This is a genomic window from Glycomyces sp. NPDC048151 (genome assembly GCF_043202775.1).
GTDB lineage: Bacteria > Actinomycetota > Actinomycetes > Mycobacteriales > Micromonosporaceae > Glycomyces.
Genome location: NZ_JBIDBB010000009.1, coordinates 268,251 through 281,811, shown reverse-complemented (window position 1 = coordinate 281,811; position 13,561 = coordinate 268,251). Strand labels below are relative to the sequence as shown.

Genomic DNA, 13,561 nt, shown 5'->3' with positions numbered 1-13,561 from the left:
CGCAGCGGGGAATGTCGTACCCGTGGGGCACCCTGGTGTTCGGGGGCGCTCAATGCCGACACGCCCGGTTGCGGGTGCGTGAGACTCCCCGCTCGCGCTGCGCTTCGAGGCCGTGCAGCCGGTAGGCTGGCGCGTTGTGACCGATACACCGTTGGACTCCACGACCGGGCTGCCGGTCCGGCTCCTGCACGACCGCCTCCTCGTGCGCGAGGACGCGGACTCCGAGCGCCGCTCCGCCGCCGGGATCGTCATCCCCGCCACCGCCGCCATGGGCCGCCGCCTGCACTGGGCCGAGGCCGTCGGCGTCGGCCCGCTCGTGCGCTCGGTCGAGGCCGGGGACCGCGTCCTGTTCGACCCCGAAGAAAAAGCCGAGGTCGAGATCCAGGGCCGCACCTTCCTCCTCCTGCGCGAGCGCGACATCCACGCCGTCGCCGCCAAGCGCGTCGACAACGACAACACGGGGCTCTACCTCTGATGCGCGTCGCGGTCGTCGGCCTCGGCCTCATCGGCGGCTCGGCCGCGCTCGCGCTCGCCGACGCCGGTCACGACGTGCTCGGCTACGACCCCGACCCGGCGACGCGCGACGCCGCCGCCGCGCGCCTGCCCGTCACCGGCGACCCGGCCGCGCTGCTCGACACCGAGCTCGCGGTGGTCGCCGCGCCGTTCCGGCACCTCGCGGCCGTCGCGTCCGAGACCCTGCACGGCTACACGGGCCTGGTCACGGACGTGTCCTCGGTGAAGGCCGCGCCCGCGCGGCTGTTCGCCGGGCACCGGTTCGTGGGCGGGCACCCCATGGCGGGCAAGGAGACCAACGGGTTCGCGTCCGCCGAGCCCGGGCTCTTCCGGAGCGCCAAGTGGGTGCTGTGCCTCGAGGCGGACACCGACCTCGCCGACTGGACGTCGCTGGCGGCGCTGTGGACCTCGGTCGGCGCGCACGTCGTGCCCGCCACCGCCGCCGACCACGACCGGGCCGCCGCGCGCATCTCGCACCTGGAGCACCTGGTCGCGGCAGCGCTGGTGCGCGTCGCCGACGAGCCGCTGGCCCGCACGCTCGGGGCGGGCTCGTTCCGGGATGGGACGCGGGTCGCGGCGAGCCCGACCGCGCTCTTCGCGGGCATGGTCGAAGGCAACCGGGACGAGCTCATGCGCGCCCTCGAAGACCTCGGCGGCGAGCTCGAGACGGCCCGGGCGGACCTCGACGCCTACACTGATCGGCCGAACTCAATCAGTGAATGGTTCGACGGGGCGCGCGTCCGCCGCGCGGACTGGCCTCCGGAACCCCTTGCGGCGCAAGAGATCCCGCTGACGAGAGCGGCGCTCGAGGAATTGGGCGCGGCGGGCGGATGGCTTGAAGCGGTCGAAAGCGAGGTCGCGCTGGCCCGGCGTCCTCGCGTAAAGTCCACTCCATGAGAAGCATCGACCGCATCGCCGACCAGTACGTCGAGGACGTCATCGCCATGAGCCCGCTCACGGCCACGGGCATGGGCGTCCCCGGACACGACCACGAGATCGACGACCTCTCGCCCGCCGGGCTGGAGGCCGAGGCCGCCCTGACCCGCAAGGCGATCGCCGACCTGGAGGCCGCCGAGCCGGTCGACGAGCGCGAGCGCGTCGCCAAGGAAGCCATCCTGGAGCGCCTGCGCCTCCAGATCGAGCGCCACGACGCGGGCGACGCCTACCTGAGCCTGAACGTGCTCGCGTCCCCGGTGCACAGCGTGCGCCAGATCTTCGACCTCATGCCGAAGGACGGCAAGGCGGCCGCCGAGAACATCGCGGCCCGCCTCGAGGCCGTCCCGACCGCGTTCGAGCAGTACACCGAGACGCTGCGCGCCGAGGCCGCCGCGGGCCGCGTCGCCGCGAAGCGCCAGGTCCTCGAGGTCGCCACCCACTGCGACAACTGGAACGGCGCCAAGGGGATCGACACCGACTTCTGGGCGAACCTGGTCAACTCGGTCACCGTGGACGGCGAGCCGGTCAAGACCGGCGCGCTGCGCATCGCCCTGAGCGACGGCGCGTCCCGCGCCCGCTACGCCGCCACGCGGTTCGCGGTGTTCCTGCGCGAGGAGCTGGCCCCGCAGGCGCCGGAGAAGGACGCGGTCGGCCGCGACCGGTACTCCCGCGCGTCCCGGTACTTCATCGGCTCGGGCATCGACCTCGAGGAGACCTACGCGTGGGGCTGGCAGGAGCTGGCCCGCATCGAGGCGGACATGCGCGCGACCTGCGAGCGCATCAAGCCGGGCGCGTCGATCGAGGAGGTCGTGGCCTTCCTCGACCAGGACCCCGACGAGAACATGACCGACAAGAACGTGTTCCGCGACTGGATGCAGGAGCTCGCCGACTCCACGATCGCCGACCTCGCGGACAAGCACTTCGACATCCCCGAGCAGATCCGCACCATCGACTGCAAGATCGCGCCGACCGAGGACGGGGCGATCTACTACACCGGTCCGAGCGAGGACTTCTCCCGTCCGGGCGCGATGTGGTGGTCGGTGCCGGAGGGCCAGCAGCTGTTCGGCAAGTGGCGCGAGAAGTCCACTGTGTACCACGAGGGCGTGCCGGGGCACCACCTCCAGGTCGGCCAGACCATGGCCCGCATCGAGCTGCTCAACCGCTTCCAGCGCCAGATGATGTGGTGCTCGGGCCACGGCGAGGGCTGGGCCCTCTACTCCGAGCGGCTCATGGACGAGCTCGGCTACTACGACGAGGACCCGGCCGGGCGCCTCGGCATGCTCGACGCGCAGGCCTTCCGCGCCGCCCGCGTCGTCGTCGACATCGGCCTCCACTGCGAGTTCGCCATCCCCGAGGACAACCCGTTCGGCTGGCGGCCGGGCGAGGACTGGGACGGCGAGAAGATGTTCGAGTTCATGCGCGCCCACACCCGCACCATCGAGGACGACATGCTCTCCTTCGAGCGCAACCGCTACCTCGGCTGGGCCGGCCAGGCCCCGTCGTACAAGGTCGGCGAGCGCCTGTGGATGCAGGCCCGCGAGGACTACAAGGCCCGCAAGGGCGACGCCTTCAGCCTCAAGCAGTTCCACACCGACGCGCTGAACCTCGGCTCGATGGGCCTCGCCCCGTTCGCCGAGGCCCTCGCCCGCCTGTAAGCAGCACTTTCGGGCCCGCGCCGGTCGGCGCGGGCCCTTTTCACGCCTCGTGGTCGAGGACGAGCTCCATCTCGGGCCTGCCGTACCAGGCGCGCAGGCGGTCGGCGCCGCGGCGCAGGGCCGCGATCTCGGCGGCCGTGAAGCCGCGCACCCGCCACGTCTCGATGAGCACGGACTCCTTCTTGGGCGTCGCCTTCCAACTCCCGATGACCTGGCCGTCGAGCAGGATCACCGACGTGAACCGCGGCCGGGCCGGGAAGCGCGTCCGCGGCACCGAGTGGTGCAGCACGAACTCCTTCGAGTCGGTGTACGAGCACAGCATCTCGTCGTAGCCCTGCACGAAGTCGACCACCGGCCCGCCGTCGCGCGCCTCCGGCGGCTCCTCGGCGTAGTAGAGCACCTTGTCGCCGACCCGCAGCTCCTGGAGGCCGAGCCCGTCGAGCGCGGCCTTCGCGTCGGACACCTTCAGCGTCGCCCAGCGCGTGAAGTCCTTCACCGTGGCCGGGCCGCGCGAGGTGAAGAACCGCCGCGCCAGCGCCCGGACCGCCTCGTCCTGCGCGATCGTCCCCGCCGGGACGCGCTCGTCGAAGTTCGCGTAGGTCTGCTTGCCGCCCTTCGGGGTCCCCGAGCAGATCGCCGACCGCAGCTCGGCGTGCATGAGCAGGTGCATCAGCCGCGTCGTGGTCGGGTCGGCGACCCCGGCGGCGGCCAGCGCCTCGCCGGCCTCCTCGCGCGTCAGGTGGTTCCCACCCGCGGTCACGGCCGCGAGGGTCTCGGTGCCGAGGTCGAGCGTGGCGGCGTCGAGCCCCCAGGACTTGTTGTTCGCGCCCATGGTGTGGAGGATGCGGTCGGCGCTGGCGGCGAGCATCATGCGCAGGTCCTCGACCGGGACGGTGTGCCAGGTGCCGCGGAGCACGTGGGTGCGCACGACCGCACCCTTGTCGATGAGCGCGTCGACGGTCTCGGCGGATGCGAAGGCCTGGCCTTCGGCCTCGGGCGACGTGCGCATCGCGGGGGTGAGCTTCGAAGGCTGGAACTCCTGGGACTGGACCGCGCCGAGGTGCCGGAACGCGTCCATGGGGGCGGCGAGGCGCTCGCCCCAGAGGCGCTGCGAGTGGGCCCGCCAGGCGGCGACCGCGCCCGGTTCGAGGTCCGTGCCGAGTCGGCCGGTGGGTGTTGCCATCCGCACATGCTAACCGTCCCTTACGACATGAGGGCTCCGCCGATCCGCGTGTCCCGCCGGACGGGCGCATGGCCGGGATCACCTCGCCCGCAGGCCGTTCGGCGGGTGGACGCGGTTGCGAACAACGGCCACAATTGCGGCATGTCCCTTCCCGATGCGGTCCTCAGGCTCTCCACCGACGTCCTCGCCGAGATCAACGACGACGAGCGCCTGGCGTTCGCGTACGCGCACGGCCCCGCCCTCTCCGGTTTCGGCGAGGAGGCCGAGCTGGTGTGCGTGTGGGAGACCGACGCCGTCCCCGCCGACGCGAGCCCCGATGCGGTGCATCTCACCGTGGGGCGTTTCCAGGCGCATCTGGAGGCGCTGGACCGGGGCGAGGGCTGGGAGCACCCGGGCGCGGAGGCGTTGCACGTCATCGCGCGTTTCGCTGAGGGGACGCTGCTGGCGGACGACTCCGAGCTGGGTTCGAAGGCGCGCGCCGAGGCGACCGAGTTCCCGCAGGCGCTGGCCGACGCGTCGCGCGAGGCCGTGGCGGGCGAGGTCGAGGCTTTGGCGAAGCGCCTGGGCGACGCGGCGGATCCGTGGGAGCTGTCCGAGACGCTGACGGAGGGCCTGCACCGGGCGTACGTGGCGCTGTTCGCGGCGGGCGGGTACTTCTTCCCCGGGCACGAGCACCGCGCGGCGTTCGTCGAGCGCTACGTGCTGGGCGACGAGGTCCCGGAGGCCGAGGCGGCCGTGTGGGCGGCGGCGGGCGCCCCACTCCCCGAGCGCGCCGAGGCACTGCCCGCCGCGTGGCGGGCGCTGGCGAAGACGGTCCTCGACAACTGCTGACGCGCCGTCCGGCCCGTGCGATGACACAGCGCACATCCGCTTACCCGGTTGCAGATCCGTTTTCGGCCCGGGTAAGGTTATGCCCGGTCCTGATCGAAACGATCAAGCCGACCTGCGCCGCTAGCTCAACGGATAGAGCATCTGACTACGGATCAGAAGGTTGGGGGTTCGAATCCCTCGCGGCGCACCACTGGAAAGCCAGGTCTTCGGACCTGGCTTTTTGTCGAGCTTTCGTGAACCGCGTCTCTCACTGTCCGAGCGCTGCATGCCCTGCTTCCCATGCTTCACGACTCTCGCTGAGCACCTCAGCCAAGGTCGGCCAGTCCTCAGCTTCCAGCGGACGGCGAATGCGGTCGATCTCCGCAGCGTACGCATCGGCCAGATCTTCCCAGGCTTCGTCGAGGTCATCCTCGCCGATGGGCTCCACTGAACGCATTCCCGCGAGGGCGCTGTCCATTTCAGCGAGGCCTCCACGGAGGTCGTCGATCACCGCAGCGGAAGGGACCCACCCTGAGGGGATCTTGAAAGTAGACATGACTTGAAACTCCTCTGATCGAACGAGGTCACGGCAGGTAACCGACGCTGGCGCATCGCAAGACACACCATCTGGGCACCCGGTGAACCCCGTAAACGGCTTGGACGTTTGGGTTGCCAGAAAGTAAGAGTTTCGATACATTCAGTGAATGTCGCAGCCTCTCCGTGTCCGGCAGCTCTCTCATGCCTTGCAGCAGAAGGTAGTTGGACTACTTGATCTTTCCGATCCCCACGTCTTCGGAGCAAAGCCGGACGAGCCGCGAGTGCTCACTCGGGCGCTCGCGGCGGTGACGGTCTGGGACCAGGTCGGATGCTCACTCGAAGAGGCCGCGGCATCAGTCGTCGACGGCGGCAAGGACGGCGGCATCGACGCCATTTACGTGCAGCAGCAGCCGCCCCGCCTGTACCTGGTGCAGTCGAAGTGGCGCAACCCCGGCAACGCCACGCTCAACGCGGACGCGGTCAACAGTCTCGCCAACGGCTACGACGATCTCAACCACGATCGGTTCGACGATTTCAACGACCGTGTCAAGGCGTTTCGAGAGTCGGTCAACCTGGTCCAGAGCGACCCGAACTGCAAGATCATCGTCGTCATGGCATTGCTCGGAGACGACGCCGTCCATCCTGACCAGCGGCGGGCGCTGGAGCGTCTGGGGGCGAGGCATGCCGAGGACGCGTTCGAGTTCCGGTTCCTGCATCTGCGGGACTTCCACCCGATGATCAAGTCCGGCCTGTCCCTCCCCACCATCGAGTTGCGGGTGACCCTTCAAGAGTCGTTCCGCCGCAAGCAGATCGGGAAGCAGCCCGAGTCCTACACGGGGACGGTCCGCGCACGGGACGTCTTCGACTGGGTCGAGCGCTACGGGTCGCGCCTTTTCGACCAGAATGTTCGCGGCTCACTCGGGAACACCACCGTCAACGAGAAGATTCGCGGCACGCTCCAGAGCACACCTGAACTGTTCTTCACTCTGAACAAGGGCCTCACGCTGATCGCGAACCGGGTCGACAAGGCAGTGGCCGACTCCGGCGCCTACTCAGACCCCGCTCACCTCACTCTGCGGGGCGCGAGCGTGGTCGACGGGGCCCAGACCGTGACTCAGGTGCACCAGGTCTTGGCGGGGCTCAGAGGCTCGGGTGCTTCCGGCGAAGCACTCATCCCGGTGCGCGTCATCTCGCTCGACGGCGCGCCGCACGACCTCGCCAAGCGGATCACGATGGCGGCGAACACCCAGAACGCCATCCTCGCCCGTGACTTCGCCGGCAACGACGACGTCCAGGAAGAGCTCCAGCTCGAGCTCGACGCCTTGGGCAAGCGGTACGTCTACCGCCGCAGCGTCGACGCCCCGAAGCCCGACGAGCAGACCTGCACGATCTTCGAGGTCGCCCGCGCGCTGGTCTGCATGCAGAAGGACGCGGCGCTCGTGGCCCGCATCAAGCACAATCCCGATGCGCTGTGGGACCGGGAACAGGGCGGCATCTACGAGCAACTGTTCCTGAGAAGCGCGCCCGACGCAAGAGAGGCATGGAACGGCGCCGTGTTCGTCCGGGCGGTCCTCGACGCGATGGACCGCGCCGCCGCGCGCCGCCGGGGCCGTGCTGAAGCCATAGCCCAGCAGGCCAATCTGCTCATCGCGCATCTGCTGCTGCGGCTCGTGGACGTGACTTCGATCCGGGAGGCCGACGATACCGACTGGGCGCGCATCGTGGCCGAATCTGCGGCGCGCTGCGATCAGGTGCTCGACTCGGTCATCGTCCACACGACGAATCGGTACAACGACGATCCGGCGACCAAGACCTTCACTGACGGGACTCGGGTCAAATTGATCGCCAGCCAGGTGCTCGCCGATATTCGCCAGGGAGCCATGGCCGCACCGCTGGCTCCCGCCGACCAGCGCCCGAAGCGGGCCCCCAACACGGTCGCCTACATCGTGGATCACAACCTCATCCCGGAAGGAACGGCCCTGACCTTCAAGTCCCACACAGTAACCCGCCGCAAACAGGTAGACGCGTGGACCGAAGCGCATCCGGACGAGTGCCGGGCGTACTGGGTCGCCAACCGCAGGACGCCGCTGCGCTGGGGCGGCGACGGGAAGCGGTACGCGCCCTCCCCGCTCGCGGTCGACATCCTGGAGCACATCACCGGAGCCCGGCTGCGGGCGGTGCGGGGACCGGACTGCTGGACCACCCCTGACGGCCGCACCCTGAACGAGATCATGCAGGAGCACCTGCGCAGCAAAGCTGATCAATAGGGTCGGCTTCACTGCGGCCACTGCCGCGCCGCCGACGGCCGCGCGGCGCGGTACAGAACCGCGGCGCGCACCACCCGCTCCTCCCGCTGCTCGTACGCGAGCCAGTCGAGATGCCCGGGCTGGGCGATGAAGCGAGGACCGGACGGGCGCATGACGATCGTGCCGATGCGCTTCGGCTCGATGTCCGCGAAATCGACCAGGACCGAATCGGTGAGCGTCAGCAACACCAGTTCGATCCTCCTGTCGTCGAGTACGAAGGACCCGAGCGGGACCGCGGCGAGCCGCGGCACCGGCTCGAATTCGGGCCGACCGCCACGCGGCGTCAACGGCGCAGCGGTCGGCCCCGCCGGAAGGCGGCCTGGTCGAGCATTCAGACGACGGCCCTCCCGGCGTTCGGGCGGCAATCGGGACACCAGGCGCGTTCGTGGAGGTGAAGCCCTGGCGTGTACTGCCACCCGGCCGCCTCTGCCCGGCGCGCCATCTCCCCGTACCCGAAGGCGGTGAGACGGATCGCGGCCGGGCAGAGGCAGCAGGACACCGTGACGCGGCGCAGCGGCCCCACCAAGCCCTGGCGGTCTGCGGTGTCGGAGTGCGGTTCGTGGAAGACGACAGCGCGGTAGCCGCCGCTTCGAGTGGCGTCCGGCGCGGAGCGGACGGGCTCCGGCAGGCGTATCGCGAAGACGCTGCGGGACAGGAGATCGGCGAAGTCGTTCACGGCATCCCCACCGAGTTCCGCGGGGACGCGAGGCCTGTGTCTACCGCCTTGAACGCGAGCTGTTTGAGTTCCTGCTTCCAGGCCGCCGGGTTCGAGGACCAGAGGCCGCCCCTGCCACCTGATGAACCGCTCGGTGGGCGAGGTCGGATTACAGACCACGGCGATCTGCGCGCCCTCATCGTGATGCAGGCGGATCTCCATGCGCAGGCCGCTTCGGCTGGCGCGGAGCACGAACACCGTTCCGTTGGCGTTGACGAACTCGCCGTAGACCACCCCTGGATCGAGCGGCGGTCGCTCTCGTCGGGCCATGCCGTGTCCTTCCCCGCAGTCGCTTGTGAGTCGCGTTAGGACTCCGCACCGAATCACCGGAGCGTTGACACGAGCCTAAGAGCAGGGGAAACACTGGCACAAGATCGAGTAGTGGCCGGAGAGTCTGCCGGGAGCGGCGAGCAGACTCCGAGTTAAGCCAGTCTCGTGGGACAAAACCAGCTACAGATTTGTCCTGTTCCATTGGCCGTTTGCGGCCGGACGGGACAGGGAGAGCGCTACTCGGCGGCGTCTCACGCGTCCTGGACGAGGACGGCGAAATCGAGTTCGCCGTCCCGGACGCCGCCGACGAACGCCTCCCACTCCTCCGGGGTGTAGATGAGGATCGTGCCCTCGGGGTCGTCGAAGCGGCGCAAGGCAACCAGGCCGTTGTCGGCGAAGCCGATCTCGAGCTCACCAGGGGTTCCATCGTCGGCGTCGGGCCGCACCCAGCGGGCGGCGGCGGTGTCGAACTCGCCTTTGAAAGGGTGTGCGCGCTTGTGCTCGCCCATGCGGCTCCTCGGATGTGCTTGCGGCGCTTCAGAAGTGAACGAGCGGCGGGCCGGAGCCTGCCGCTGCGTTCGCAATATTCGGGCTGTTCCGGTCGCGACCCTCAAGCCTCCACGCGAAGCCGCCGCCGGTCCACGGTGCTACCCGTTCTCCTTCACCCACGACAGGAATCCGTTGTAGGACTCGGTCGTGACGGTGAGGATGGGGCGGTCGTCGGCGAGCTTCGAGTCCGAGACCTGGGGGGTGTCGCCGTTGAGGCGCACTTCGACGCAGTTGTTGTCCTGGTTGCCGCCGCTGCGGCTGGACTTGCGCCAGGGTCCTGTGTTGCTCACTGTAGGAAGTCCTCCAATGGGATCGACATGCCCGATGCCAGTTTGGCGGCACCGGTGAAGAACCTACCTCGCGGCGAGTCGACCGGGACGAACCCGGATCCCCGGGGCGACTCGACGTTGACCACAGTCTCTTCGCCGTCATCGTATTCGAGCAGGTTGAGCGTCCAGGTTTGGAGCTCATAGCGGCCCGCGCTGAACGGGATGACCCAGATGTCGGCGAAGGGAAGCGCCGCGATCTCGCGCAGGTCGGAGAGGATCGCGTCCTTCTCAGGGCCGAGTTCGATGGCCAGCGCCATCTCCCCGATGAGGAGCTGAGCAGGGCGCTCGGACTCGATCCAGCGTTCACGCCGCGCCATGCGGAACTCCTGGCCCTCCTCCCAGTCGAATTCGCCTTCGATCGCGATCCTGGTGGTGTCTCGGAGCATCCGGTAGTAGGCGGGCCCTTGGATGAGCGAAGGCAGCACAGAATTCGAGTGGAACATCATGTAGCTAGCGCTGTCCTCGCATTGCTGGTAGAACCAGCCACGGTCTTCGACGACGCTGGCGTAGTGACTGCACCAGTCGCGTGCTTTCGAGGCTTCGGCGAGCCTCGCGATGTGGTCGAACCGCTCGAACGGCGTCTGGTAGAACCTGAGCAGCTTGAGCACCGTTCCAAGGTTGACGCCGCGGTAGCGCCCGGACTCCAAGCGGCCCAGGGTCTTCGTCGAGCAGATGTCCCGGGGGATCTCCGTCTTCTGATAGCCCTGCGGCAGATACTGGCGCGGACGGGTCCGCTCGGAGACGAGCTGTCGCGCAAGTTCCATGAGTGGGGGCGGCCCTGGAGGCAGATCTTCTTCGAGGTCCGTCATGATCACGGATTGTAAATAGTCCGCGTACTTCGATACAAGATCAACTCACCTGTGCTAGGCGTGGGCTTTTGAGTCAGATATCCGACTCTCCTCAGATGCCTTGTGTCGCTTCAGCATCGACTTGCAGCCTTCAGACATTGGCACATGAGGAGCCGCGAAGCCGTGAACGACGCTCGTCCCACCGCGAGCGTAGACTGCCCTCGTGATTCAGGGAGAACTGCGCAGCAAGATTGACCGTGTTTGGGATGCTTTCTGGTCGGGAGGCATCTCCAACCCGCTGGAGGTCATCGAGCAGATCACCTATCTGATCTTCCTCCGGCGGCTCGACCAAGAGCAGGAGCTGAAGGAAGCGAAGGCGAACCGAACGAAGGCGCCTATCGAACGCCCGATCTTCACGGAGGACCAGAAGGACCTTCGCTGGGAGCAATTCACGCGCTTGTCGTCTGACAAGATGTTCACCACCGTCCGGGACAAGGTCTTCCCGTGGCTCCGCCAGCTCGGCGGCGAAGGCTCGACCTACTCCCACCACATGAAGGACGCCCGTTTCACCATCCCGACCGAGGCGCTGCTCGTCCGCGTGGTCAAGATGCTGAACGACCCTGAACTGCGCCTTGATGACAAGGACACCAAGGGCGATCTCTACGAGTACATGCTCTCAAAGATCGCGACTGCGGGCCAGAATGGCCAGTTCCGCACGCCTCGCCACATCATCGAGCTGATGGTCGAGATGATGCAGCCGGGGCCGGACGACGAGATCTGCGACCCGGCTTGCGGCACCGCTGGCTTCCTGGTCGCCAGCGCCGCATACCTGGAGCGCGAGCACCGCGAGGCACTGCTTAGAGCGGAACAGCGCGAGCACTTCAATAAGAGCATGTTCCACGGCTTCGACTTCGACAGCACGATGCTCCGCATCGGCTCGATGAATATGATGCTCCACGACGTAGAAGAACCCGACATCCGTTACCGGGACTCACTCTCGCAGGCGGTTGAGGACGAGGAAGAGCGCTACTCGCTGATTCTGGCGAACCCGCCCTTCGCGGGTAGCCTTGACTACGAGGCTTCATCGAAGAAGCTCCAGACGATGGTCAAAACGAAAAAGACCGAACTGCTGTTCATGGCCCTATTTCTGAGACTCCTCAAACGGGGTGGCCGTGCTGCGGTGATCGTGCCGGAGGGAGTGCTCTTCGGCTCAACGAAGGCGCACAAGACGATTCGGAAGATGTTGGTGGAAGATCACCAGCTTCAGGCCGTGGTGAAATTGCCTTCGGGAGTCTTCAAACCCTACGCAGGGGTCTCAACCGCGATCCTGTTCTTCCAGCGGACCGACTCAGGCGGAACCAAAGACGTCTGGTTCTACGACATCCAGGCCGACGGCCTGAGCCTCGACGACAAGCGCGCCCCACTCCTTCCGGAATCAAAACTCGGAGCGGTCCCGGTGGACACCCTCACAGAGGACGAGCACGGGAAGAACAACCTCCCGGATGTCCTAGCCAGGTGGTCCGAACGCGCCAGCTCGGAGCAAGACCGAGCGAGGACCGATCAGAGCTTCTGTGTCCCGAAGGAAGAGCTCGCAACAAACGACTATGACCTGAGCCTGAACAGGTACAAGGAAGTGGTCTACGAAGAAGCCGAACACCGTCTCCCGATGGAAATCATCCAAGAGCTGGAGAAGCTAGAGTCAAATATCCTGCAAGCTACGAGCGACCTGAAAGGGATGCTCAATTGAATCGATGGAAAAGTCAGAAACTTGCTGACCTCGCAGTGTTCTACCCTGGAACAGCTTTCCCTATCAAGTATCAAGGGAGATCGAAAGGCGCGATTCCTTTCGCTAAAGTCGGAGATATTTCAAAGGCCGCTCGATCTCGAAAAAGGTACCTTACAAGCACAGATCATTACATTGATCAGACCGATCTTGCAGAACTTCGCGCAAGACTAATTCCTCCTGGTACAGTCGTGTTCGCGAAGATCGGTGAAGCGATCAGACACAACTATCGAGTTGTCACCTCGAATTCATGCTTGATCGACAACAACGCCATGGGCGTCAAGCCTAATAACGAGGCACTCGACTCCGGCTACTTCTATCATTTCACTCGCACACTTGATTTCTACCAATTGGCCGCATCTACTACCGTTCCATCTGTTCGAAAGTCAGACCTCGCTGAAATTGAAGTGCCACTTCCTTCTTTGGACGAGCAGCAGCGGATCGCAGCCGTGTTGGACAAGGTGGATGTCCTGCGTGAGCAGCGTCGCAGGGCGATCGCCCTCCTCGATGAGCTGACTCAATCCATCTTCATCGAGATGTTCGGGAATCCGCCTGATCGTTGGGCGGCTACGACCGTTGAGAATGTGGCCAAGGACCAGAAAGGCAGCATCCGCACCGGTCCCTTTGGAAGCCAACTTCTACACGAGGAGTTCGTCGAGGAAGGCGTTGCGGTACTTGGCATCGACAATGCGGTGAGTAACGAGTTTCGTTGGAGTGGGCGAAGGTTCATCACACTCGAGAAATATCGGAAGCTCTCGCGGTATAAGGTCCACCCGGGCGATGTATTGATCACCATCATGGGCACCTGCGGTCGGAGTGCAGTGGTGCCTGTCGATATTCCCGAAGCAATCAACACAAAGCATCTTTGCTGCATCACGCTCGACCAAGATCAATGCTTGCCGGACTTTCTGCACGACTATTTCCTCATGCACCCGATAGCGAAATCCTACCTTGCCAAGACGACCAAGGGCGCAATCATGTCGGGGCTCAACATGGGAATCATCAAGATGCTGCCGCTCAAACTGCCCCCGCTCGACCTTCAACTGGATTATGTATCGAAAATCGCAGCCATCCGCACACAGAAGCAAGCTGCGCAGGCGCACCTGGCCGAGCTGGATGCGCTCTTTGCCTCGGTGCAGTGGCGTGCGTTTCGTGGGGAGTTGTGGGAGACTTCGTCTGATTGACGT

At 66.3% G+C, this 13,561-nt stretch carries 14 protein-coding genes and 1 tRNA gene; 8 read left to right on the top strand and 7 right to left on the bottom strand.

Annotated elements, in window-relative coordinates:
* Positions 1-136: 136 nt before the first annotated feature.
* From ACGGCP_RS22675 to ACGGCP_RS22665, 3 genes are read left to right on the top strand one after another with little or no spacing between them, the layout of a single operon-like run.
* A complete protein-coding gene (locus ACGGCP_RS22675; protein WP_392969478.1) occupies positions 137-475 on the top strand; it encodes a GroES family chaperonin in 339 nt (112 codons plus the stop codon).
* The gene (locus ACGGCP_RS22670; protein ID WP_392969475.1) at positions 475-1,410 is read left to right on the top strand and encodes a prephenate dehydrogenase; all 936 of its coding nucleotides are present in this window, start codon (positions 475-477) and stop codon (positions 1,408-1,410) included. The genes ACGGCP_RS22675 and ACGGCP_RS22670 overlap by 1 nt, the downstream gene beginning before the upstream one ends.
* Positions 1,407-3,104 carry a DUF885 domain-containing protein gene (locus ACGGCP_RS22665; protein WP_392969472.1) on the top strand — a complete coding sequence of 566 codons (1,698 nt, stop codon included), beginning with the start codon at positions 1,407-1,409 and terminating at the stop codon, positions 3,102-3,104. The genes ACGGCP_RS22670 and ACGGCP_RS22665 overlap by 4 nt, the downstream gene beginning before the upstream one ends.
* A 40-nt stretch (positions 3,105-3,144) precedes the next feature.
* Here the strand turns inward: ACGGCP_RS22665 and ACGGCP_RS22660 are convergent, their stop codons facing one another.
* On the bottom strand, positions 3,145-4,287 hold the full coding sequence (locus ACGGCP_RS22660) for a winged helix DNA-binding domain-containing protein (protein ID WP_392969469.1): 1,143 nt from the start codon (positions 4,285-4,287) through the stop codon (positions 3,145-3,147).
* Positions 4,288-4,428: 141 nt separating this feature from the next.
* On the opposite strand from ACGGCP_RS22660, the gene ACGGCP_RS22655 reads away from it, so the two are divergent.
* Together ACGGCP_RS22655 and ACGGCP_RS22650 are read left to right on the top strand one after the other, a co-directional pair.
* A complete protein-coding gene (locus ACGGCP_RS22655) occupies positions 4,429-5,118 on the top strand; it encodes a hypothetical protein (RefSeq protein WP_392969466.1) in 690 nt (229 codons plus the stop codon).
* Between the two features lie 114 nt (positions 5,119-5,232).
* Positions 5,233-5,308: transfer RNA gene (locus ACGGCP_RS22650), tRNA-Arg, on the top strand.
* Positions 5,309-5,365: 57 nt separating this feature from the next.
* Here ACGGCP_RS22650 and ACGGCP_RS22645 read toward each other — a convergent pair.
* The gene (locus tag ACGGCP_RS22645) at positions 5,366-5,653 is read right to left on the bottom strand and encodes a hypothetical protein (RefSeq protein ID WP_392969463.1); all 288 of its coding nucleotides are present in this window, start codon (positions 5,651-5,653) and stop codon (positions 5,366-5,368) included.
* Between the two features lie 148 nt (positions 5,654-5,801).
* On the opposite strand from ACGGCP_RS22645, the gene ACGGCP_RS22640 reads away from it, so the two are divergent.
* Entirely contained in the window at positions 5,802-7,901 is a 2,100-nt protein-coding gene (locus ACGGCP_RS22640) for an AIPR family protein (RefSeq protein ID WP_392969460.1), read from the top strand.
* An 8-nt stretch (positions 7,902-7,909) separates the two neighbouring features.
* Here the strand turns inward: ACGGCP_RS22640 and ACGGCP_RS22635 are convergent, their stop codons facing one another.
* The 5 genes from ACGGCP_RS22635 to ACGGCP_RS22615 all read right to left on the bottom strand — a co-directional run bounded on the left by ACGGCP_RS22635 (position 7,910) and on the right by ACGGCP_RS22615 (position 10,567).
* The gene (locus ACGGCP_RS22635; protein WP_392969457.1) at positions 7,910-8,227 is read right to left on the bottom strand and encodes a hypothetical protein; all 318 of its coding nucleotides are present in this window, start codon (positions 8,225-8,227) and stop codon (positions 7,910-7,912) included.
* 44 nt (positions 8,228-8,271) lie between these two features.
* The gene (locus tag ACGGCP_RS22630; RefSeq protein ID WP_392969454.1) at positions 8,272-8,925 is read right to left on the bottom strand and encodes a hypothetical protein; all 654 of its coding nucleotides are present in this window, start codon (positions 8,923-8,925) and stop codon (positions 8,272-8,274) included.
* A 251-nt stretch (positions 8,926-9,176) separates the two neighbouring features.
* On the bottom strand, positions 9,177-9,434 hold the full coding sequence (locus ACGGCP_RS22625; RefSeq protein ID WP_392969451.1) for a DUF397 domain-containing protein: 258 nt from the start codon (positions 9,432-9,434) through the stop codon (positions 9,177-9,179).
* A gap of 138 nt (positions 9,435-9,572) precedes the next feature.
* On the bottom strand, positions 9,573-9,764 hold the full coding sequence (locus tag ACGGCP_RS22620; protein WP_392969448.1) for a DUF397 domain-containing protein: 192 nt from the start codon (positions 9,762-9,764) through the stop codon (positions 9,573-9,575).
* Positions 9,761-10,567: a Scr1 family TA system antitoxin-like transcriptional regulator gene (locus tag ACGGCP_RS22615; protein ID WP_392969445.1), complete on the bottom strand. Its 807-nt coding sequence runs from the start codon at positions 10,565-10,567 to the stop codon at positions 9,761-9,763. The genes ACGGCP_RS22620 and ACGGCP_RS22615 overlap by 4 nt, the downstream gene beginning before the upstream one ends.
* A 247-nt stretch (positions 10,568-10,814) precedes the next feature.
* Here ACGGCP_RS22615 and ACGGCP_RS22610 point away from each other — a divergent pair, with 247 nt between their 5' ends.
* Positions 10,815-12,338: an N-6 DNA methylase gene (locus ACGGCP_RS22610; RefSeq protein ID WP_392969442.1), complete on the top strand. Its 1,524-nt coding sequence runs from the start codon at positions 10,815-10,817 to the stop codon at positions 12,336-12,338.
* Positions 12,335-13,558 carry a restriction endonuclease subunit S gene (locus tag ACGGCP_RS22605; RefSeq protein ID WP_392969439.1) on the top strand — a complete coding sequence of 408 codons (1,224 nt, stop codon included), beginning with the start codon at positions 12,335-12,337 and terminating at the stop codon, positions 13,556-13,558. The genes ACGGCP_RS22610 and ACGGCP_RS22605 overlap by 4 nt, the downstream gene beginning before the upstream one ends.
* Positions 13,559-13,561: the final 3 nt, after the last annotated feature.